General features: G+C 51.1%; 23 protein-coding genes and 1 other annotated feature (1 of these 24 only partly in view). All 23 genes read left to right on the forward strand.

The annotated features are described in order from the left end of the window. Window positions 1–43, forward strand: a sequence feature (ribosomal protein L10 leader region); it begins 114 nt to the left of the window's first position. Between the two features lie 155 nt (window positions 44–198). The 23 genes from rplJ (at window position 199) to rplX (ending at window position 20442) form a co-directional block, all read left to right on the forward strand. After that, a complete protein-coding gene (gene rplJ / locus O9H85_RS33860) occupies window positions 199–711 on the forward strand; it encodes a 50S ribosomal protein L10 (RefSeq protein WP_269885783.1) in 513 nt (170 codons plus the stop codon). 52 nt (window positions 712–763) lie between these two features. Next, the gene (rplL, locus tag O9H85_RS33865; RefSeq protein WP_269885784.1) at window positions 764–1126 is read left to right on the forward strand and encodes a 50S ribosomal protein L7/L12; all 363 of its coding nucleotides are present in this window, start codon (window positions 764–766) and stop codon (window positions 1124–1126) included. A gap of 88 nt (window positions 1127–1214) precedes the next feature. Next, on the forward strand, window positions 1215–1811 hold the full coding sequence (locus O9H85_RS33870; protein WP_269885785.1) for a class I SAM-dependent methyltransferase: 597 nt from the start codon (window positions 1215–1217) through the stop codon (window positions 1809–1811). A 369-nt stretch (window positions 1812–2180) separates the two neighbouring features. Beyond that, window positions 2181–5717: a DNA-directed RNA polymerase subunit beta gene (gene rpoB / locus O9H85_RS33875; protein WP_269885786.1), complete on the forward strand. Its 3537-nt coding sequence runs from the start codon at window positions 2181–2183 to the stop codon at window positions 5715–5717. 116 nt (window positions 5718–5833) lie between these two features. Next, window positions 5834–9454 (forward strand): DNA-directed RNA polymerase subunit beta', encoded by a 3621-nt coding sequence (gene rpoC, locus O9H85_RS33880; protein WP_269885787.1) that lies wholly within the window; start codon window positions 5834–5836, stop codon window positions 9452–9454. Window positions 9455–9604: 150 nt separating this feature from the next. Continuing rightward, window positions 9605–9856 carry a ribosomal L7Ae/L30e/S12e/Gadd45 family protein gene (locus tag O9H85_RS33885; RefSeq protein ID WP_269885788.1) on the forward strand — a complete coding sequence of 84 codons (252 nt, stop codon included), beginning with the start codon at window positions 9605–9607 and terminating at the stop codon, window positions 9854–9856. Between the two features lie 127 nt (window positions 9857–9983). Beyond that, the gene (gene rpsL / locus O9H85_RS33890) at window positions 9984–10403 is read left to right on the forward strand and encodes a 30S ribosomal protein S12 (RefSeq protein WP_269885789.1); all 420 of its coding nucleotides are present in this window, start codon (window positions 9984–9986) and stop codon (window positions 10401–10403) included. A 45-nt stretch (window positions 10404–10448) separates the two neighbouring features. Continuing rightward, the gene (gene rpsG, locus O9H85_RS33895) at window positions 10449–10919 is read left to right on the forward strand and encodes a 30S ribosomal protein S7 (protein WP_269885790.1); all 471 of its coding nucleotides are present in this window, start codon (window positions 10449–10451) and stop codon (window positions 10917–10919) included. A gap of 35 nt (window positions 10920–10954) precedes the next feature. Continuing rightward, window positions 10955–13030, forward strand: coding sequence for an elongation factor G (gene fusA, locus O9H85_RS33900; RefSeq protein WP_269885791.1), 2076 nt, complete (start codon window positions 10955–10957; stop codon window positions 13028–13030). Window positions 13031–13064: 34 nt separating this feature from the next. Next, window positions 13065–14255 (forward strand): elongation factor Tu, encoded by a 1191-nt coding sequence (gene tuf / locus O9H85_RS33905; protein WP_269885792.1) that lies wholly within the window; start codon window positions 13065–13067, stop codon window positions 14253–14255. 263 nt (window positions 14256–14518) lie between these two features. Next, the gene (gene rpsJ / locus O9H85_RS33910) at window positions 14519–14827 is read left to right on the forward strand and encodes a 30S ribosomal protein S10 (RefSeq protein ID WP_006212922.1); all 309 of its coding nucleotides are present in this window, start codon (window positions 14519–14521) and stop codon (window positions 14825–14827) included. A gap of 52 nt (window positions 14828–14879) precedes the next feature. Beyond that, on the forward strand, window positions 14880–15500 hold the full coding sequence (rplC, locus tag O9H85_RS33915; protein ID WP_269885793.1) for a 50S ribosomal protein L3: 621 nt from the start codon (window positions 14880–14882) through the stop codon (window positions 15498–15500). 24 nt (window positions 15501–15524) lie between these two features. Next, a complete protein-coding gene (gene rplD, locus O9H85_RS33920; RefSeq protein ID WP_269885794.1) occupies window positions 15525–16148 on the forward strand; it encodes a 50S ribosomal protein L4 in 624 nt (207 codons plus the stop codon). Continuing rightward, window positions 16148–16435 (forward strand): 50S ribosomal protein L23, encoded by a 288-nt coding sequence (gene rplW / locus O9H85_RS33925; protein WP_269885795.1) that lies wholly within the window; start codon window positions 16148–16150, stop codon window positions 16433–16435. The genes rplD and rplW overlap by 1 nt, the downstream gene beginning before the upstream one ends. 32 nt (window positions 16436–16467) lie before the next feature. Continuing rightward, window positions 16468–17298 carry a 50S ribosomal protein L2 gene (gene rplB / locus O9H85_RS33930; protein ID WP_269885796.1) on the forward strand — a complete coding sequence of 277 codons (831 nt, stop codon included), beginning with the start codon at window positions 16468–16470 and terminating at the stop codon, window positions 17296–17298. A 39-nt stretch (window positions 17299–17337) separates the two neighbouring features. Continuing rightward, window positions 17338–17622 carry a 30S ribosomal protein S19 gene (rpsS, locus tag O9H85_RS33935; RefSeq protein ID WP_269885797.1) on the forward strand — a complete coding sequence of 95 codons (285 nt, stop codon included), beginning with the start codon at window positions 17338–17340 and terminating at the stop codon, window positions 17620–17622. 49 nt (window positions 17623–17671) lie between these two features. Next, window positions 17672–18007 carry a 50S ribosomal protein L22 gene (gene rplV / locus O9H85_RS33940; protein WP_269885798.1) on the forward strand — a complete coding sequence of 112 codons (336 nt, stop codon included), beginning with the start codon at window positions 17672–17674 and terminating at the stop codon, window positions 18005–18007. A gap of 13 nt (window positions 18008–18020) precedes the next feature. Beyond that, complete coding sequence (gene rpsC / locus O9H85_RS33945) at window positions 18021–18686, forward strand: 30S ribosomal protein S3 (protein WP_269885799.1); 666 nt, start codon at window positions 18021–18023, stop codon at window positions 18684–18686. Window positions 18687–18689: 3 nt separating this feature from the next. After that, complete coding sequence (rplP, locus tag O9H85_RS33950; RefSeq protein WP_269885800.1) at window positions 18690–19124, forward strand: 50S ribosomal protein L16; 435 nt, start codon at window positions 18690–18692, stop codon at window positions 19122–19124. Continuing rightward, a complete protein-coding gene (gene rpmC / locus O9H85_RS33955) occupies window positions 19114–19314 on the forward strand; it encodes a 50S ribosomal protein L29 (protein WP_269885801.1) in 201 nt (66 codons plus the stop codon). The genes rplP and rpmC overlap by 11 nt, the downstream gene beginning before the upstream one ends. Window positions 19315–19338: 24 nt before the next feature. Continuing rightward, window positions 19339–19602, forward strand: coding sequence for a 30S ribosomal protein S17 (rpsQ, locus tag O9H85_RS33960; protein ID WP_269885802.1), 264 nt, complete (start codon window positions 19339–19341; stop codon window positions 19600–19602). Window positions 19603–19644: 42 nt separating this feature from the next. Continuing rightward, the gene (rplN, locus tag O9H85_RS33965; protein ID WP_013921151.1) at window positions 19645–20013 is read left to right on the forward strand and encodes a 50S ribosomal protein L14; all 369 of its coding nucleotides are present in this window, start codon (window positions 19645–19647) and stop codon (window positions 20011–20013) included. Window positions 20014–20088: 75 nt separating this feature from the next. Continuing rightward, window positions 20089–20442 (forward strand): 50S ribosomal protein L24, encoded by a 354-nt coding sequence (rplX, locus tag O9H85_RS33970; protein ID WP_269885803.1) that lies wholly within the window; start codon window positions 20089–20091, stop codon window positions 20440–20442. The last annotated feature ends 26 nt before the right edge of the window (window positions 20443–20468 follow it).

The raw sequence follows: 20468 nt of genomic DNA on the forward strand, positions 1-20468 counted from the left end.
ATCATGCCTTCGCGCTTCTGCGGAGGCATTTTCGCATTTATGGCGAAGATGCCCTGCCGGCAGATGAGTGCTTGTTCCTGGATTGTTCGGGAGTTTACGGATAATGGTTAGTGGTAGCTTGCAAAGTAGTTTTCTAACGAAACTTAAGTTATTGCTTACGAAGTAGTTTTCTAACGAAAACTTGTAGGAGGTGCAAAAATGGCAAACGCAAAAATCATCGAACAAAAAGCTCAACAGGTTACTGCTGTAGCGGATAAGCTGAAAGAAAGCTCCTGCGCAATCGTAGCTGACTATCGCGGCTTGAACGTGAAGCAAGTAACCGAGCTCCGTTCCCAGCTTCGCGAAGCGGGTGTTGAATTCCAAGTGCTGAAGAACACGTTGGTTCGCCGCGCTACGGCAACGGCTGAACTGTCCGACCTGGATGCATACCTGACGGGTCCTACCGCCATTGCATTCAGCAAAGGCGACATCATCGCTCCGGCTAAGATCCTTACCGAATTTGCTAAGAAGAACGACGCTTTGGAAGTAAAAGCGGGCGTTGTCGAAGGCAAAGTCGTTGATTTCAGCCAAATCAAAGCACTGGCGGATCTGCCTTCCAGAGAAGGTCTTCTGTCCATGTTGCTCAGCGTGCTTCAAGCTCCTGTTCGCAACTTCGCCCTTGCGGTTAAAGCTGTGGCTGAGAAGCAAGAAGGCGGCGCGCAAGAAGCTTAATCTTTACCCGATCACACCCAAAATAATTTATTAAGATAACGGAGGTTTAACCATGAGCAAAGAGCAAATCTTGGAAGCCATTAAAGGCATGACGGTACTGGAACTGAACGACCTGGTTAAAGCAATTGAAGAGGAGTTCGGCGTAACTGCAGCAGCTCCTGTAGCAGTAGTAGCAGGTGGCGGCGCAGCAGAAGTTGCTGAGCAAACTGAATTCGACGTGATCTTGACAAGCGCTGGCGCTTCCAAAATCAACGTAATCAAAGTTGTTCGCGAAATCACGGGCCTCGGCTTGAAAGAAGCAAAAGACCTGGTTGACAACGCACCAAAAGCATTGAAAGAAAAAGTAGGTAAAGAAGAAGCGGAATCCGTAAAAGCGAAACTCGAAGGAGCAGGCGCTTCTGTAGAAGTGAAGTAATTCCGCTCAAGGCTTGCCACCCCTTGCAGAGACTTGTCTCTCAAGGGGTTTTCCTTTTCATCCTTCGCAGGAAAGGTGTGTTGTCGAGTTGTCCGAGCATTACTACTCCAAGAAACCCAGTATGGCCCATGACTTGCAGACGATTGAAGAACCGCTTCGCGGCCGGAAATTTACGTTTGTTACGGATGCCGGGGTCTTCTCCAAAAAGGGGGTGGATTACGGATCCGCACTTCTGATTGAAACGATGGAGCTGGCCGGTAACGCTAAGGTGCTCGATGTCGGCTGCGGCTACGGACCGATCGGTCTGGCGGCGGCAGCGCTGGCTTCGGAAGGCGAAGTGACGATGGTGGACATCAACGAGCGGGCTTTGAATCTGGCCAAGCAGAATGCGGAGCGCAACGGCATCCGGAACGTGCGCATCTTGCAGAGCGATAAGCTGGAAGCGGTGATGGATCAGAGCTTCGATGCGGTGCTGACCAATCCTCCGATCCGGGCGGGGAAGGACACGGTGCATGCGATCTTTGAGCAAGCTCACCAGGTACTGGTGCAAGGAGGCTCGCTCTGGGTCGTGATTCAGAAGAAGCAGGGAGCGCCGTCCGCTTGGTCGAAGCTAGAATCGCTCTATGAGCAGGTAGAAGAAGTTGAACGGGATAAAGGTTATTGGATTATCAAAGCGACAAAATAAGTAACCGGCGGAACAAAAAAATATTCAAATTGCAATGGGAATTTTGTTGACTTGACAGCATCGATGTGATATCATAATAAAATGTCAGCATTAAGATTGGTCGACATGTCTTTAGTTTACTAAAATGTCAAGATTTTTTTCAGAGCCTGATGTATAAAATTTACTCATTCGACGTATAATGTTTAAATTTTAGGTGCAACCTACAGGGTATGAAGAAAATTATGGTAAGATGAAGGTTGGTCTCACAATCCCATGCGGTATTCTAGAAGCTTCCTGAAGAAGTGACACTTCTACGGTAATTACACGTGAAGACTTCCGTAAGAAGCTTTTATTTTGTTCTACTGAGTAGACAAGAGGGGTGAATCTAAGTTGGCGGGTCATCTTGTTCAATTAGGTCGACGCAAACGCAGGTCGTACGCTCGGATTCATGAGGTTCTGGAAGTTCCGAACCTGATTGAAATCCAACAAAAGTCATACGAATGGTTTTTGGATGAAGGATTGCGTGAAATGTTTCAGGATATTTCCCCGATTCAGGATTTTACGGGGAATTTGGTGTTGGAGTTTATCGACTATAGCTTGGGAGAACCGAAGTATTCGGTCGATGAGTCCAAGGAACGCGACGTTACCTTCGCTGCACCGCTCCGTGTGAAAGTTCGACTGATCAATAAAGAGACCGGCGAAGTCAAAGAGCAGGAAGTCTTTATGGGCGATTTCCCTCTGATGACCGAGACAGGTACCTTTATTATTAATGGCGCCGAACGGGTTATCGTCAGTCAGCTGGTTCGATCTCCTAGCGTCTATTTTAGCACCAAGGTCGATAAAAATGGGAAGAAAACGTACACGGCTACCGTCATTCCGAACCGCGGTGCTTGGCTGGAGCTCGAGACGGACGCGAAGGACATTATCTATGTCCGGATCGACCGTACGCGCAAAATCCCGGTTACCGTGCTCCTTCGGTCGCTTGGCTTCGGAACGGATGCGGAAATCATAGATTTGCTGGGTGATGACGAGTATATCCGCAACACCCTGGATAAGGATAACACCGATTCGACGGATAAGGCGCTGATCGAGATTTACGAGCGTCTGCGTCCGGGCGAGCCGCCTACACTGGATAACGCAAGAAGCTTGCTTGTCGCTCGTTTCTTCGATCCGAAGCGGTATGACCTCGCTAATGTCGGTCGTTACAAAATCAACAAAAAGCTTCATATTAAGAACCGTCTGTTCAACCAGCGTTTAGCTGAAACGCTCGTTGATCCGGATACCGGCGAGATTATCGCCGAGGCCGGTCAATTGATCGACCGCCGCTTGCTGGATACGATTCTGCCGCATCTGGAGAACAACGTGGCTTACAAGGAATACACGGCTGTTAACGGAGTAACGGAAATCGACCATATTCCGCTTCAGTGCATCAATGTGTATTCGCCGATTGAAGACGGCAAGATCGTGAAGATTATCGCGAACGGCAAGATTGATAAATCGGTGAAGCACATCACGCCTGCTGATATCTTGTCCTCTATCAATTACTTTATTAATTTGCTGCACGGCATCGGCAGCACGGACGACATTGACCATCTTGGCAACCGTCGTCTGCGCTCCGTAGGCGAGCTGCTTCAGAATCAATTCCGTATCGGCTTGTCCCGTATGGAGCGCGTCGTTCGGGAACGGATGTCGATTCAGGATGTGAACACCATTACGCCGCAGCAGCTGATCAACATTCGTCCGGTTATCGCTTCGATCAAGGAGTTCTTCGGAAGCTCCCAGCTGTCGCAGTTTATGGACCAGACGAACCCGCTGGCCGAGCTGACGCACAAACGCCGTCTCTCCGCCCTCGGTCCCGGCGGCTTGACCCGGGAACGCGCGGGCTTCGAAGTTCGCGACGTGCATCACTCCCATTATGGGCGGATGTGTCCGATCGAGACCCCGGAAGGTCCGAACATCGGTTTGATCAACTCCTTGTCGACGTTCGCCCGCGTAAACGAATTCGGCTTCATCGAAGCTCCTTATCGCCGCGTGGATCCGAAGACGGGTATCGTGACCGATGAGATTTCGTACCTCACGGCCGACGAAGAGGATAACTACGTCGTTGCCCAGGCGAACGCGGAGCTGACGGAAGAAGGCGCCTTCGCCAACGATGCGGTCATCGTCCGTTATAAAGACGAAATCACCTCGCTGCCGAAGGACCGCGTCGACTATATGGACGTATCGCCGAAGCAGGTCGTGTCCGTCGCTACGGCATTGATTCCGTTCCTGGAGAACGACGACTCCAACCGTGCCCTCATGGGATCGAACATGCAGCGCCAGGCCGTGCCGCTGCTTATTCCGAAGGCGCCGCTCGTCGGTACAGGTATGGAGCATAAGTCGGCCAAAGATTCCGGCGTATGTATCGTTTCCAAAGTCAACGGTGTGGTTGAGAGAGTCTCGGCGAACGAGATTTGGGTACGTCGTCAGGAAATGGTCGACGGCAAGCGCGTGAACGGCGATCTTGTGAAGCACAAGCTGCACAAATTCCTTCGTTCCAACCAAGGTACTTGCATCAACCAACGTCCGATCTGCCACAAAGGGGAACAGGTTCGCGTCGGCGATATTCTCGCAGACGGACCGTCCACGGAGATGGGAGAGCTGGCGCTGGGCCGCAATGTGGTCGTTGCCTTCATGACATGGGAGGGCTACAACTACGAGGATGCGATCCTGCTGAGCCAAAAGCTTGTGAAGGAAGACGTCTATACTTCCATTCACATTGAAGAATATGAGTCCGAAGCGCGGGATACGAAGCTCGGACCGGAAGAAATCACGCGCGACATTCCGAACGTCGGGGAAGATGCGCTGAAGAACCTCGACGAACGCGGCATCATCCGTGTCGGCGCCGAAATCGCCGCAGGCGATATTCTTGTCGGTAAGGTAACGCCGAAAGGGGTAACCGAGCTGACGGCGGAGGAACGCCTCCTGCACGCCATCTTCGGCGAGAAGGCGCGCGAAGTGCGGGATACATCCTTGCGCGTGCCTCACGGTACGGACGGCATCGTCGTTGACGTGAAAGTATTTACCCGCGAGAACGGCGACGAGCTGCCTCCGGGCGTGAACCAGCTGGTACGCGTCTACATCGCACAGAAGCGGAAAATTTCCGAGGGCGATAAAATGGCCGGCCGTCACGGGAACAAAGGGGTTATCGCCCGCATTCTGCCGGAAGAGGACATGCCGTTCATGCCGGACGGTACTCCGGTCGAGGTTGTCCTGAACCCGCTGGGCGTTCCGTCGCGGATGAACATCGGACAGGTGCTCGAGGTTCACTTGGGCATGGCCGCGAAATACCTCGGCATTCATACGGCGACTCCGGTATTCGACGGCGCTCGTGAATACGACGTATTCGATACGATGGAAGAAGCCGGCATGCAGCGCAACGGTAAGACCATGCTTTACGACGGACGCACAGGCGAACCGTTCGAGCGCGAAGTCACCGTAGGCGTCATGTACATGATTAAACTGGCGCACATGGTTGACGATAAAATTCATGCCCGTTCCACCGGGCCGTACTCTCTCGTTACGCAGCAGCCGCTCGGCGGTAAAGCGCAGTTCGGCGGACAGCGCTTCGGGGAGATGGAAGTGTGGGCGCTTGAAGCCTACGGCGCCGCTTATACGCTGCAAGAAATTTTGACGGTAAAATCCGATGACGTCGTTGGCCGCGTGAAAACGTACGAATCGATCGTCAAGGGTGAGAATGTTCCTGAGCCTGGCGTTCCGGAGTCCTTCAAGGTATTGATTAAAGAGCTTCAAAGCTTGGGTATGGACGTCAAAATCCTCTCCGAGAACGAAGAAGAGATCGAAATGAAGGAAATGGACGACGAAGACGAAGTAACAAGCGACAAGCTCAATCTTAATCTTGAAGGCGCGGAAATGGGCGTAGAGTAATTCGGGACGACACAAGGTGCTCGCTGTAAGGCGGGTGCCTTGCGTTCCGTGTGTACCCTAACGACCCCTGCATCCGACGCGGTTTTGTTCCACAAAACATGGAGGAGGGTTGCTCCTTGATAGACGTTAACAATTTCGAGTACATGAAAATCGGCCTGGCCTCTCCCGACAAAATTCGTTCCTGGTCCCGCGGCGAAGTGAAGAAGCCCGAAACGATCAACTACAGAACGCTGAAGCCCGAGAAAGAAGGGCTATTCTGCGAAAAAATCTTCGGACCGACAAAGGACTGGGAGTGCCATTGCGGCAAATACAAGCGCGTTCGCTATAAAGGCGTAGTCTGTGACCGCTGCGGTGTCGAAGTTACGCGCCAGAAAGTGCGCCGTGAGCGTATGGGTCATATCGAATTGGCCGCTCCGGTATCCCACATCTGGTATTTCAAAGGAATTCCGAGCCGTATGGGCCTGGCGCTCGATATGTCTCCTCGTTCCCTCGAAGAGATCATCTATTTTGCATCTTATGTGGTTACCGACCCTGGAGATACGCCGCTGGAGAAAAAACAGCTGCTTTCCGAGAAAGAATACCGCAGCTACCGCGAAAAATACGGCTATGCGTTCCAAGCCGGCATGGGTGCTGAAGCGGTGAAAAAGCTTTTGCAGGATATCGACATCGAGAAAGAAGTCGACATGCTGAAGGAAGAGCTGAAGACCGCCCAAGGCCAGCGCCGCAATCGCGCCATCAAGCGCCTTGAGGTCATGGAAGCGTTCCGTAACTCCAAGAACATGCCGGGATGGATGATTCTCGACGTGCTGCCGGTCATCCCGCCGGAACTGCGGCCGATGGTACAGCTGGACGGCGGACGTTTCGCTACGTCCGACTTGAACGACCTGTACCGCCGCGTCATCAACCGGAACAACCGGCTCAAGCGTTTGCTTGATCTCGGCGCACCGGACATTATCGTACAGAACGAGAAACGTATGCTGCAGGAAGCCGTCGACGCCCTGATCGACAACGGCCGCCGCGGCCGCCCGGTTACGGGTCCCGGCAACCGTCCGCTCAAATCCCTCAGCCACATGCTGAAAGGGAAGCAAGGACGTTTCCGTCAAAACCTGCTCGGTAAGCGCGTTGACTATTCTGGCCGTTCCGTTATCGTCGTAGGACCGAGCCTGAAGATGTACCAATGCGGTCTGCCCAAGGAAATGGCGCTTGAATTGTTCAAGCCGTTCGTCATGAAAGAGCTTGTGAATAAAGGCCTCGCGCACAACATCAAGAGCGCGAAGCGCAAAGTGGAGCGCATCAGCCCGGAAGTATGGGATGTGCTCGAAGAAGTGATCAAGGAGCATCCGGTTCTGCTGAACCGTGCCCCCACGCTGCACAGACTCGGGATTCAGGCGTTCGAGCCGATTCTCGTCGAAGGCCGCGCTATCAAGCTTCATCCGCTCGTATGTACCGCTTATAACGCGGACTTCGACGGTGACCAAATGGCCGTACACGTGCCGCTCTCGGCGGAAGCCCAAGCTGAAGCCCGCTTGCTCATGCTGGCGTCCGGCAACATCTTGAATCCGAAAGACGGCAAGCCTGTCGTTACGCCGTCCCAGGATATGGTGCTTGGAAGCTTCTACTTAAGTACGGAGAACAAGCATTCCAAAGGCTCCGGAACCATTATCCGTACCGTATCGGAAGCTGTGTCCTTGTATCAGCGCGGAGCGGCTGCGCTGCATGCCCGCGTTGCGATTCCGGCCAAGGCGCTCGGCAAAACGAGCTTCACGCCGGAACAGCAAGAGGCTATGCTGATCACGACGATCGGTAAAATCATTTTCAATGAAATTTATCCGGCGGATTTTCCTTACATCAACGAGGCGACCAAGCAAAACCTCCTGAACGGGATCTCCGATCAATATTTCGTGTTCGAGAAGGGCGGAGACATCCGCAAAGCGATGGAAGAGCTGCCGGAAACCAAGGCTGTCGGCAAAGACTACCTCGGAACGATTATCGCGGAATGCTTCCGTCGTTACCATACGACCGAAACGTCGATCATTCTTGACAACATCAAGCAGCTCGGATTCACTTATTCGACCAAAGCGGGGATTACGATCGCCGTGGCGGACGTGACCGTGCCTCAAGAAAAGATCAAGATCATGCAGGAGTCCGACGAGAAGGTAACGGTCGTAACGAACCAGTACCGCCGCGGTTTGATTACGGACGACGAGCGCTATGACCGCGTCATCGCGATCTGGAGCAAGGCCAAGGATGAGCTAACGGACATCCTGATGAAATCCTTGGACAAATACAATTCGATCAACATGATGGTCGAATCCAAAGCACGGGGTAACAAATCGCAGATCACCCAGCTGGGCGGTATGCGGGGTCTGATGGCCAACCCATCGGGTAAAATCATCGAGTTGCCGATCAAATCGAACTTCCGCGAAGGCCTGACGGTACTCGAGTACTTCATCTCGACACACGGCGCGCGGAAAGGTCTCGCGGATACGGCCCTCCGGACGGCGGACTCGGGTTACTTGACCCGTCGTCTCGTCGACGTGGCACAGGACGTTATCGTGCGCGACGAGGATTGCGGTACGGACAAGGGCTTCCTTGTCAGCCGCATCCAAGACGGTAAAGAGGTTATCGAGGATCTGTACGACCGGATCGAAGGACGCTATTCCTTCGAGACGATCCGTCATCCTCAAACCGGCGAAGTGATCGTATCCCGCAACGAGCTTATCGAAGCGGGCATCGCCGACAAAATTATCGAAGCCGGCATCGAAAAGCTGCAAATTCGTTCCGTTCTCAGCTGCCGTTCGAGACACGGCGTCTGCAAGAAGTGCTACGGCCGCAACCTGGCGACAGGCCAGCACGTGGAGATCGGGGAAGCGGTCGGCATTATCGCCGCCCAATCGATCGGTGAGCCGGGAACCCAGCTCACGATGCGTACGTTCCATACCGGGGGCGTTGCGGGCGACGACATTACGCAAGGTCTTCCGCGGATTCAGGAGCTGTTCGAAGCCCGGAATCCGAAAGGCCAAGCGATCATCTCCGAAATCGACGGCGTTGTGAAAGACATTCGCGAGGCGAAGGACCGCCGCGAAATCGAAGTTCTCGGCGAAGCCGAGTCGAAGGTCTACTCCGTACCTTACGGCTCCCGTATTCGCGTTACCGTCAACCAGAATGTAGAAGCCGGCGACGAGCTGACGGAAGGCTCGATCGACCCGAAAGAGATGCTCCGCATCAAGGGGATCCGCGGCGTTCAAAACTACATCCTGCAAGAAGTGCAGCGCGTATACCGGAACCAGGGCGTAGAAATCAACGACAAGCACGTTGAGGTTATGATTCGTCAGATGCTGCGTAAAATCCGGATCGTGGACGCGGGCAATACGACGCTCCTGCCGGGCTCGTTCGTGGATATGCACGAATACGAGGAAGCCAACAAAGTGGCGCTGTTCGCGGGCGAAGAGCCGGCGGTAGCGAAGCCGGTGCTTCTCGGGATTACGAAGGCATCGCTCGAAACGGATTCCTTCCTCTCCGCCGCCTCCTTCCAGGAAACGACGAGAGTGCTCACCGATGCGGCGATCAAAGGCAAGGTCGATCAGCTGCTCGGCCTGAAGGAAAACGTCATTATCGGCAAGCTCATTCCTGCAGGTACGGGGATGGCTAGATACCGTAACATCCGGATCACCGATCCGAATGCGGAAGAGTCCGATCAGGAGCTCGCCGAAGCGGAAGCTGTAACCGTAGAATAAGGTCATATAGAAAAGAAGCTTGTCTTCAAAAATTGGAATGTAAATTCTTTTTGAAGACAAGCGGACTTTCTTGACAGGTTATGAGTGAGATGCTAATATATCAAAGTGTGCCATTTTATAATAGTAGCTGATCTTTGGAGGATATGTTTCATGTCTTATGATAAAGTGAAGCAAGCTGCGAAGATAACAATAGGCACTAAGCAAGCGACGAAGGTAGTCGAGCAAGGCAAGGCTGCCGAAGTCTTTGTTGCCAAAGATGCAGATCCGCGAATTACGATAAAAATGATTAACCTCTGCAAGAAAATGGGGGTTAAGGTCACATACGTGGAATCCATGAAAATGTTAGGTAAAGCGTGTGGAATCGAAGTGGGCGCCGCTATAGCGGCGGTAGCGAATGAATGAGCTTGAACATGTTTTTGTCTTCAATTCTTCCGGATGACAAGGCAAGAACTTTTCCTTTGTTCATTTATGATTCGCCTGGATCTGTGGGCTTGAAATTGCAAGACATTTTACTGAAGGAGGTGGCACCATGCCAACAATTAACCAGCTCGTTCGTAAAGGACGCCAAGCTAAAGTTGTTAAATCCAAATCCCCGGCTCTTCAAAGAGGCTTCAACGCTCTGAAGAGAGAAGCAACCGACATCAGCGCACCGCAAAAACGCGGGGTTTGCACTCGTGTAGGTACCATGACGCCGAAAAAACCGAACTCCGCACTTCGTAAATATGCGCGTGTTCGTTTGACTAACCGTGTAGAGGTTACGGCTTACATTCCGGGTATCGGACATAACTTGCAGGAGCACAGCGTTGTTCTCATCCGCGGTGGCCGGGTAAAAGACCTTCCGGGTGTTCGTTACCACATCGTTCGCGGCGCGCTTGATACTGCAGGCGTGAACAACCGTAAGCAAGCTCGTTCCAAGTACGGCGCAAAACGCCCGAAAGTGAAGAAGTAAGAACCATCCTATTTAAGAATTATTTTATGAGAAAGGGGGATAACTATGCCTCGTAAAGGTCCAGTATCTCGCAGAGACGTATTGCCCGATCCGATTTATAACAGCAAACTGGTGACTCGTTTGGTAAACCGGATTATGATTGACGGTAAAAAAGGTGTAGCACAGTCCATTCTTTACAACTCGTTCGAATTGATCAAAGAACGTACGGGTAAAGAGCCGATGGAAGTTTTTGAACAAGCCATCAAAAATATTATGCCCGTTCTTGAGGTTAAAGCACGCCGCGTAGGCGGTGCCAACTATCAAGTGCCGATCGAAGTGCGTCCTGAGCGCCGCACTACGCTGGGACTTCGTTGGCTCGTGAACTATTCCCGTCTTCGTGGTGAGAAAACCATGGAAGAGAGATTGGCTCAAGAGATCATCGATGCCAGCAACAACACTGGCGCATCCGTTAAGAAGCGTGAAGATACACACAAAATGGCGGAAGCCAACAAAGCGTTCGCTCACTACCGCTGGTAAAATTAAATTCCTAAACCTAGGAAGGAGACAAATGCATGGCAAGAGAGTTCTCCTTGAAAGATACGCGTAACATCGGGATCATGGCGCATATCGATGCCGGTAAGACGACCACGACCGAGCGTATTCTGTTCTACACGGGCCGCGTGCACAAAATCGGGGAAGTTCACGAAGGTGCTGCAACGATGGACTGGATGGAGCAGGAGCAAGAACGCGGAATTACGATTACTTCCGCCGCTACGACCGCTCAGTGGAAAAACCACCGCATCAATATCATCGATACCCCGGGTCACGTTGACTTCACGGTTGAAGTAGAACGTTCCCTTCGCGTATTGGACGGAGCCGTTGGTGTGTTCAGTGCCAAAGAAGGCGTTGAGCCTCAGTCCGAAACCGTTTGGAGACAAGCGGACCGTTATGGTGTTCCTCGGATTGCTTACGTTAACAAGATGGACATTATCGGTGCTGATTTCTTGGCTGTTGTTCAATCCATGCGCGACAAGCTTGGCGCGAATGCGGTTGCCATCCAATATCCGATCGGTGCGGAGAATGATTTCATCGGCGTGATCGACTTGGTTGAACGCAGAGCCTATGTCTACAAAGACGATCTGGGTAAAGATCCTGTAGAATCCGAAGTCCCTGCCGAATACAAGGACAAAGTGGAAGAACTCCGCCTTGAGCTTGTTGAGAAAGTGGCAGAGCTGGACGAAGAGCTCATGATGAAATACCTGGAAGGCGAAGAGCTTACCATCGAAGAGATTAAGGGTGCACTCCGTAAAGGGGTTGTAAACGTACAGATCTTCCCGGTCATCTGCGGGTCCTCCTATCGTAACAAAGGCGTTCAAATGATGCTTGATGCTGTAATCGACTACCTGCCGGCGCCAATCGACGTTCCGGACATCAAAGGAACGCTAGAAGACGGTACGGAAGTGATTCGTAAGTCCGCTGACGACCAGCCGTTTGCAGCGCTTGCGTTCAAAATCATGACTGACCCGTTCGTCGGTAAGCTGACGTTCTTCCGCGTATACTCCGGCGTTCTGAACTCCGGCTCCTACGTATTGAATGCAACCAAAGGCAAACGGGAAAGAATCGGCCGGATCCTCCAGATGCACGCTAACAGCCGTCAAGAGATCAGCATCGTTTACGCTGGTGATATTGCAGCTGCCGTTGGTTTGAAGGACACCGTAACCGGGGATACGCTCTGCGACGAGAAGAACCCTGTTGTTCTTGAGTCCATGAACTTCCCTGAACCGGTTATCCAGCTCGCTGTTGAGCCTAAGACGAAGGCCGACCAGGACAAAATGGGTGTTGCACTCGCGAAATTGTCCGAGGAAGATCCTACGTTCCGCGCTCATACGGACGAAGAAACTGGCCAAACGATCATCTCCGGTATGGGTGAGCTTCACCTTGAGATCATCGTTGACCGTATGCTTCGCGAGTTCAAGGTGGAAACCAACGTGGGTAAACCGCAGGTTGCATACCGTGAAACGTTCCGTCAAGCTGCAAAAGTCGAAGGTAAATTCGTTCGCCAATCCGGCGGCCGTGGTCAATATGGCCATTGTTGGGTGGAGTTCCAACCGCTTGAGCCGGGAACTGGCTTCCAGTTCGAGACCAAAATCGTTGGTGGTGCGATTCCGAAGGAATACATCTCTCCGATCCAAGCGGGTATCGAAGAGTCTATGAAGAATGGTGTTTATGCAGGCTTCCCGCTTGTTGACATCAAAGCTACCGTAGTGGATGGATCTTACCATGACGTCGACTCCTCCGAGATGGCGTTCAAAATCGCAGGATCCATGGCTTTGAAAGCCGCAGCCGAGAAGTGCCGTCCGGCATTGCTCGAGCCGATCATGAAAGTAGAAGTCACCGTACCGGAAGAGTACATGGGTGACGTTATGGGCGACCTGAACTCCCGTCGCGGACGGATCGAGGGGATGGATGCACGCTTCGGCGCGCAAATCATCCGTGCGAAAGTGCCTCTTTCCGAAATGTTCGGTTACTCCACAACGCTCCGCTCCCGTACTCAAGGCCGAGGCGTATACTCGATGGAAATTTCCCATTATGAGGAAGTGCCTAAGTCCATTGCCGACGAAATCGTCGCAAAGAACAAAGGCGCCTAATATAAAATTGATTATTTGAGGAGGCTCTCTATCCATGGGTAAAGCGAAATTTGAACGTAATAAGCCGCACGTTAATATCGGTACGATCGGTCACGTTGACCACGGTAAAACGACTTTGACGGCTGCTATCACGACTGTTCTTTCCAAAAAATACGGCGGCGCAGCTGTAGCTTTCGACCAAATCGACAAAGCTCCAGAAGAGCGCGAGCGTGGTATCACGATCTCCACAGCTCACGTTGAATATGAAACTCCTAACCGTCACTATGCTCACGTTGACTGCCCAGGCCACGCCGACTATGTTAAAAACATGATCACCGGCGCAGCTCAAATGGACGGCGCGATCCTGGTTGTATCCGCAGCTGACGGCCCAATGCCGCAAACTCGCGAACACATCCTGCTCTCCCGTCAGGTAGGCGTACCTTACATCGTCGTATTCTTGAACAAATGCGACATGGTTGAAGACGAAGAGCTCCTGGAACTGGTTGAAATGGAAGTTCGCGACCTGCTGAACGAGTACGAGTTCCCAGGCGACGACACTCCAATCATCCGCGGTGCAGCTCGTGAAGCTCTGCAAAACCCAGACGGTCCTTGGGCCGACAAAATCGTTGAGCTGTTCGAGCAAGTTGACAGCTACATCCCAACGCCTGAGCGTGACACTGACAAGCCTTTCCTGATGCCTGTCGAGGACGTGTTCACGATCACTGGCCGCGGTACCGTTGCTACAGGTCGTGTAGAGCGTGGTGTGGTTAAAGTCGGCGACGAGATCGAAATCATCGGTCTGGCTGAAGAAACTCGCAAATCCGTTGTTACGGGCGTTGAAATGTTCCGTAAACTTCTTGATTCCGCTCAAGCTGGTGACAACATCGGCGCATTGCTTCGCGGTGTAGACCGTAAAGACATCGAGCGTGGACAAGTTCTGGCTAAACCGGGTTCGGTTAAGCCTCACACGAACTTCTCGGCTCAAATCTACGTTCTGACTAAAGAAGAGGGTGGCCGTCACAAGCCTTTCTTCACTGGCTACCGTCCACAGTTCTACTTCCGTACAACGGACGTAACAGGCATCATCGCTCTGCCAGAAGGAACTGAAATGGTTATGCCTGGCGATAACATCACTGTAACGGTAGAACTGATCGCTCCGATCGCTATCGAAGAAGGTACTCGCTTCGCGATCCGCGAAGGCGGCCGTACAGTAGGCGCAGGCGCCGTTGCTTCCATCAGCAAGTAATTCGCTGAACAGATCAAGCCTTCATCCACCGGGATGAAGGCTTTTTTCTACATATATATAGAAGAAAAACATTTCTAGACATTGGCATATTTTTTTCTTGCTTTTTTTACCCGGATTTAATATAATAGTGAACGTTGGTCTGTGACGTTGCGATGATGTGAGAGGTTGCTGACACACCCGGCTCCTTTGCCATAGGGGCGGCGTCAGGAGATTTTCACGGAGTATGTCCGATACTAAATTGGGCGATAAAAGGAGGGAATACTATGGCAAAGCAAAAGATTCGTATTCGTTTGAAGGCTTATGATCACAGAGTTCTGGATCAATCCGCTGAGAAAATCGTGGAAACAGCCAAGCGTTCCGGTGCAGGGGTTTCGGGTCCGATTCCGCTTCCGACAGAGAAGCAAATCATCACGATCCTGCGTGCGGTTCACAAATACAAAGACTCTCGCGAGCAATTCGAGATGCGCACACATAAGCGTCTGATCGATATCGTGAATCCTACACCGCAAACAGTCGACGCTTTGATGCGTTTGGACCTGCCGTCCGGTGTGGACATCGAAATCAAATTGTAATCTATCCACATGTGAATAAATACATGACAAGACAAGAAAAGAGGTGTCAACGATGAGTAAAGGTATCTTAGGTAAAAAACTGGGCATGACTCAAGTTTTTACTGCAGAAGGTCTGGTTGTGCCGGTTACGGTAATCCAAGCGGGTCCGAATACGGTTCTTCAAAAGAAAGATGTGGAGAACGACGGATACGACGCGATCCAAATCGGTTTTGACGATAAGAAAGAAAAGAATGCTAACAAACCTGAGTTGGGCCATGCGAAAAAAGCTGGTGCAACACCTAAGCGCTACGTAAAGGAACTTCGCGGTTCTTCTGAGTTTGAAGTTGGCCAAGAGATCAAGGCTGACATTTTCTCTGAAGGCGAATTCGTTGACGTGACAGGCGTTTCCAAAGGTAAAGGGTTCCAAGGCGTAATCAAGAGACATAACCAATCCAGAGGTCCGATGGCTCACGGTTCCCGTTATCATCGCGGTCCTGGTTCCATGGGTTCGATCCAAGCAAACCGTGTTCCTAAAGGCAAAAACTTGCCAGGACATATGGGTTCGGAAACCGTAACGATTCAAAAGCTTCAAGTCGTAAAAGTAGATACTGAGCGGAACGTACTTCTGATTAAAGGTTCCATTCCTGGTCCTAAGAACAGCTACGTAACCGTTAAGTCCTCGGTGAAGGCTTAATACAACGGGAAAGGAGGATAACAAATGCCAAAAGTAGCAGTTTATAATGTAAGTGGTGCACAAGTAGGTGAAGTGGAGCTGGCGGATTCCGTATTCGGAATTGAACCTCATGCTCACGCTCTGAACGAAGCGGTACTGCTTCAACGGGCGTCCCTTCGTATGGGTACGCACAAAACGAAAGGTCGTTCCGAAGTTCGCGGCGGCGGTCGTAAGCCTTGGAAGCAAAAAGGTACTGGACGCGCTCGTCAAGGCAGCATTCGCGCCCCTCAATGGAAAGGCGGTGGCGTAGTATTCGGTCCAACGCCACGCAGCTATTCAACGAAGCTTCCTAAGAAAGTTCGTCGTTTGGCCATCAAATCCGCGTTGTCTTCCAAGGTGAAGGCTAGCGAAATCATTGTATTGGATCAATTGCAACTGGCTGCACCGAAGACGAAAGAATTCGCGTCCATCCTGAACAACTTGAAAGTCGATCGCAAAGCTTTGGTTGTTACGGCTTCTTATGACGAGAATGTAGCGTTGTCGGCCCGCAATATTCCAGGTGTGAAGTTTGTAGCCGCTGAAGGAATCAACGTTCTGGACGTTATGGTATACGATAAGCTGATCATCACCAAGGATGCCGTGCAAAAGGTAGAGGAGGTGTTTGCGTAATGAAGAACCCTCGCGATATTATTAAACGCCCGGTCATCACTGAACGTTCCAGCGAATACATGGCGGACAAAAAGTACGTTTTTGAAGTGGACATTCGCTCCAACAAAACGGAAATCAAGCAAGCCATCGAGTCGATCTTCAAAGTGAAAGTGACGAATGTCAACACGCTGAGAATGCCGGCTAAGCCGAAGCGTTACGGTCGTTACTCCGGTTATACTTCCGAGTGGAAGAAAGCTATCGTAACTTTGAGCGCAGACAGCAAAGAACTCGAGTTCTTTGAAGGTTAAAGTATACTTTTTGAAGTAAGGAGGGAATCCACGTGCCAATTAAAAAATACAAACCAACGTCCCCTGCGAGACGTGCGATGTCGGTTTCGACGTTTGAAGAAATCACAACATCCACACCGGAGAAATCGCTTTTGGCTCCTCTGAGCAAGAAAGCAGGACGTAACAATCAAGGTAAAATTACGACTCGTCACCAAGGCGGCGGACACAAGCGTAAATACCGGATTATCGATTTCAAACGGACGAAAGACGGCATACCCGGTCGCGTTGCTACTATCGAGTATGATCCGAACCGTTCCGCTAACATTGCATTGATTCACTATGCCGATGGAGAGAAGCGTTACATCATCGCTCCTAAAGGCCTTAAAGTAGACGATCAGGTTGTTTCCGGACCGGACGCCGACATCAAACTCGGCAACGCGCTTCCGATGGAAAACATCCCTGTAGGTACTGTGATTCACAACATCGAGCTGAAGCCTGGCAAAGGCGGTCAATTGGTTCGCGCGGCTGGTACAGAAGCGCAACTGCTCGGTAAAGAAGAGCAATACGTTATCGTTCGTCTTTCCTCCGGTGAAATGAGAAGAGTGCTCAAAGTTTGCCGCGCAACCATCGGTTCCGTAGGTAACGAAGACCACGAGCTCGTCAAAATCGGTAAAGCCGGCCGTTCCCGTTGGCTCGGACAACGTCCTGAAGTGCGCGGTTCCGTCATGAACCCGAACGATCACCCTCACGGTGGTGGTGAAGGCCGCTCCCCGATCGGACGCAAATCCCCGATGTCTCCTTGGGGCAAACCGACGCTTGGCTACAAAACACGGAAGAAAAACAAGGCTTCTAACCAATATATTATTCGCCGCCGCACGAAGTAATTCGTTTACGGGTGTGGTTAAAGAAGGGAGGAACGAAGCATGGGTCGCAGCTTGAAAAAAGGACCTTTCGTTGATGGATACCTCTTGAAAAAAGTAGAGGCTCTGGGCAACGAAAGCACGAAGAAAACCGTGATCAAAACTTGGTCGCGCCGTTCTACAATTTTCCCGCAATTCATCGGACACACTTTTGCTGTATATGACGGCAAGAAGCATGTACCGGTTTATGTAACGGAAGATATGGTTGGACATAAGCTCGGTGAATTTGCGCCAACTCGTACTTACAAAGGTCACTCCGGTGATGATAAGAAAACGGGCAAACGCTAATTCAATGATTGGATAAGAAAGCTTTTTTGAATGAGAGGAGGTACATTCCATGACACAAGCCAAAGCTGTTGCAAGATATGTGCGCATTGCACCCCGCAAAGCACAACTCGTAGTGGACTTGATCCGTGGTAAGCAAGTGGGCGAAGCGATCGCAATTCTGCGCCACACTCCGAAGTCGGCATCCCCGATCGTGGAGAAGCTGCTGAACTCGGCTATTGCCAATGCAGAGCATAACTACTCCCTGAACGTTAACAATCTGGTGGTTGAAACAGTCTTCGTTGACCAAGGGCCGACTCTGAAAAGATTCCGTCCTCGCGCAATGGGCCGTGCGAGCCGCATCAATAAACGTACCAGCCACATTACATTAGTGGTATCTGAGAAATAAGGAGGGATAACGTGTGGGTCAGAAAGTAAACCCGGTAGGACTAAGAATTGGTATTATTCGCGATTGGGAATCCAAGTGGTACGCTGGCAAAGATTTCGGCGATCTGCTCATGGAGGACGTTAAGATCCGCGAATATCTGAAAACGAAATTGAAAGACTCTGCTGTTTCTCGCATTGAAATCGAACGTGCGGCAAACCGTGTGAACGTTACGATTCATACTGCGAAGCCAGGTATGGTTATCGGCAAAGGCGGTTCCGAGATCGAAGTGATCCGCGGATACTTGTCCAAGCTGACGAACGGCAAGAAGATCCATATTAACATCACTGAAATTAAAGGCCCAGACCTCGATGCCATCTTGGTTGCTGAGAGCATTGCACAACAACTGGAGCGCCGTACATCGTTCCGTCGTGCGTTGAAACAAGCAATTCAAAGAACTATGAGATCCGGCGCTAAAGGTATCAAAACATCGGTTAGCGGTCGCTTAGGCGGAGCTGAGATCGCCAGAACGGAAGGTTACAGCGAGGGTACGGTTCCTCTTCATACACTGCGTGCGGACATCGATTATGGTACAGCTGAAGCTCATACCACATATGGTCGAATTGGCGTAAAAGTATGGATCTATCGTGGCGAAGTTCTTCCTCCGGCTAAGAAAAAGGCTGTTACGGAAGGAGGCAACTAATTCATGTTAGTTCCTAAACGTGTAAAACACCGCAAAGAGCACCGCGGCAATATGCGCGGTCAAGCTAAAGGCGGCGCTGAAGTTCATTTCGGCGAATACGGCCTGCAAGCGATGGAGCCGGCTTGGGTAACCAACCGTCAAATCGAAGCTGCCCGTATCGCGATGACCCGTTATATCAAGCGGGGCGGTAAAGTATGGATCAAGATTTTCCCTTCCAAGCCGATCACCCAGAAGCCTCTCGAGGTGCGGATGGGTTCCGGTAAAGGTAATGTAGAGAAATGGGTTGCCGTAGTGAAGCCTGGTAAAGTGCTCTTTGAACTTGCCGGCGTAAGCGAAGAAATCGCCCGTGAAGCCATGCGTCTCGCATCCCACAAGCTGCCGATCAAGACGAAGTTTGTGAAAAGAGAAGAAGTGGGTGGTGAAGCAAATGAAAGCTAGTGAATTTCGCAACTTAACCACTGCTGAGATCGAACAAAAGATTGCCGGATTTAAAGAGCAACTCTTTAACCTCCGTTTTCAACTGGCTACCGGTCAACTGGATAATCCCGTACAAATTCAGAAAGTCCGCAAAGAGATTGCCCGGGCAAAAACTATTTTGCGTGAAAGAGAATTGGGAATCACTAGTTAATGAATGAGAGAGGAGGATCTCAGAATGGCTGAACGCAACGAGCGTAAAACGCAAGTGGGCAAAGTCGTCAGCGACAAAATGGATAAAACCATTGTTGTTGCGGTTGAGACTTACAAGAAGCATGATCTCTACCACAAGCGGATTAAATATACGAAGAAATTCAAAGCTCATGACGAAAACAATGAAGCGAAGATCGGTGACGTGGTTCGCATCATGGAAACTCGTCCGCTCTCCAAAGACAAGAACTGGAGACTGATCGAGATCGTCGAAAAAGCGGTTATCGTTTAATATAACGTTCTGGCTACGAAGTCCGGAAGGAGGTAATACACAATGATTCAACCATTTACTCGATTGAATGTAGCTGACAACTCTGGTGCGAAATCGCTCATGTGTATCCGCGTGTTGGGTGGTACGGGACGTCGTACGGCTAACATCGGCGACCTGATCGTATGCTCCGTGAAAGAAGCAACACCAGGCGGCGTTGTCAAAAAGGGTGACGTTGTTAAAGCGGTAGTCGTCCGCACGAGACGCGGTGCTCGTCGGAAAGACGGATCCTACATCACTTTTGACGAGAATGCGGCAGTTATCGTGAAAGAAGATAAGAGCCCGCGCGGCACACGGATCTTCGGACCGGTAGCTCGCGAACTTCGTGACAGAGACTTCATGAAGATCGTTTCCCTCGCTCCAGAGGTTATCTAATTACCGATAAAGGCATTCAAGTAAGGATGCTACGAAAAAGCTTTCGCAAGGAAGCTTGTAGGAGGTGTAATCAAAATGCCAAAACAACCGAAGAAACTCGAGTCCCATAACAATAAATTGCACGTGAAGAAAGACGATACGGTTTTTGTTATTACCGGTAAAGACAAAGGGAAGAAAGGCCGCGTTATCGCTGCATTCCCTCGTGAGAACCGTGTGCTGGTTGAAGGTGTGAACATGATCAAGAAGCACTCCAAGCCATCGCAGCAAAATCCGCAAGGCGGCATCATCACGCAAGAAGCTCCGATCCACGTATCCAACGTGATGCTGGTAGATCCGAAGAGCGGGCAGCCTACTCGCGTAGGTTACAAAGTACTGGATAACGGCCAAAAAGTTCGCGTAGCGAAAAAGTCCGGCGAAGTTATCGATTAAACGTAAAAGTATGGAAAGGAGGTACA

The organism is Paenibacillus gyeongsangnamensis, from assembly GCF_027533625.1.
Lineage (GTDB): Bacteria > Bacillota > Bacilli > Paenibacillales > NBRC-103111 > Paenibacillus_G > Paenibacillus_G gyeongsangnamensis.

Excerpts from the sequence above, each read along its gene's own strand:
- rplJ (WP_269885783.1), top strand. The coding sequence starts at position 199 with ATGGCAAACGCAAAAATCATCGAACAAAAAGCTCAACAGGTTACTGCT.
- rplL (WP_269885784.1), top strand. The coding sequence starts at position 764 with ATGAGCAAAGAGCAAATCTTGGAAGCCATTAAAGGCATGACGGTACTG.
- O9H85_RS33885 (WP_269885788.1), top strand. The coding sequence starts at position 9,605 with ATGTCTTATGATAAAGTGAAGCAAGCTGCGAAGATAACAATAGGCACT.
- rpsL (WP_269885789.1), top strand. The coding sequence starts at position 9,984 with ATGCCAACAATTAACCAGCTCGTTCGTAAAGGACGCCAAGCTAAAGTT.
- rpsG (WP_269885790.1), top strand. The coding sequence starts at position 10,449 with ATGCCTCGTAAAGGTCCAGTATCTCGCAGAGACGTATTGCCCGATCCG.
- fusA (WP_269885791.1), top strand. The coding sequence starts at position 10,955 with ATGGCAAGAGAGTTCTCCTTGAAAGATACGCGTAACATCGGGATCATG.
- tuf (WP_269885792.1), top strand. The coding sequence starts at position 13,065 with ATGGGTAAAGCGAAATTTGAACGTAATAAGCCGCACGTTAATATCGGT.
- rpsJ (WP_006212922.1), top strand. The coding sequence starts at position 14,519 with ATGGCAAAGCAAAAGATTCGTATTCGTTTGAAGGCTTATGATCACAGA.
- rplC (WP_269885793.1), top strand. The coding sequence starts at position 14,880 with ATGAGTAAAGGTATCTTAGGTAAAAAACTGGGCATGACTCAAGTTTTT.
- rplD (WP_269885794.1), top strand. The coding sequence starts at position 15,525 with ATGCCAAAAGTAGCAGTTTATAATGTAAGTGGTGCACAAGTAGGTGAA.
- rplW (WP_269885795.1), top strand. The coding sequence starts at position 16,148 with ATGAAGAACCCTCGCGATATTATTAAACGCCCGGTCATCACTGAACGT.
- rpsS (WP_269885797.1), top strand. The coding sequence starts at position 17,338 with ATGGGTCGCAGCTTGAAAAAAGGACCTTTCGTTGATGGATACCTCTTG.
- rplV (WP_269885798.1), top strand. The coding sequence starts at position 17,672 with ATGACACAAGCCAAAGCTGTTGCAAGATATGTGCGCATTGCACCCCGC.
- rplP (WP_269885800.1), top strand. The coding sequence starts at position 18,690 with ATGTTAGTTCCTAAACGTGTAAAACACCGCAAAGAGCACCGCGGCAAT.
- rpmC (WP_269885801.1), top strand. The coding sequence starts at position 19,114 with ATGAAAGCTAGTGAATTTCGCAACTTAACCACTGCTGAGATCGAACAA.
- rpsQ (WP_269885802.1), top strand. The coding sequence starts at position 19,339 with ATGGCTGAACGCAACGAGCGTAAAACGCAAGTGGGCAAAGTCGTCAGC.
- rplN (WP_013921151.1), top strand. The coding sequence starts at position 19,645 with ATGATTCAACCATTTACTCGATTGAATGTAGCTGACAACTCTGGTGCG.
- rplX (WP_269885803.1), top strand. The coding sequence starts at position 20,089 with ATGCCAAAACAACCGAAGAAACTCGAGTCCCATAACAATAAATTGCAC.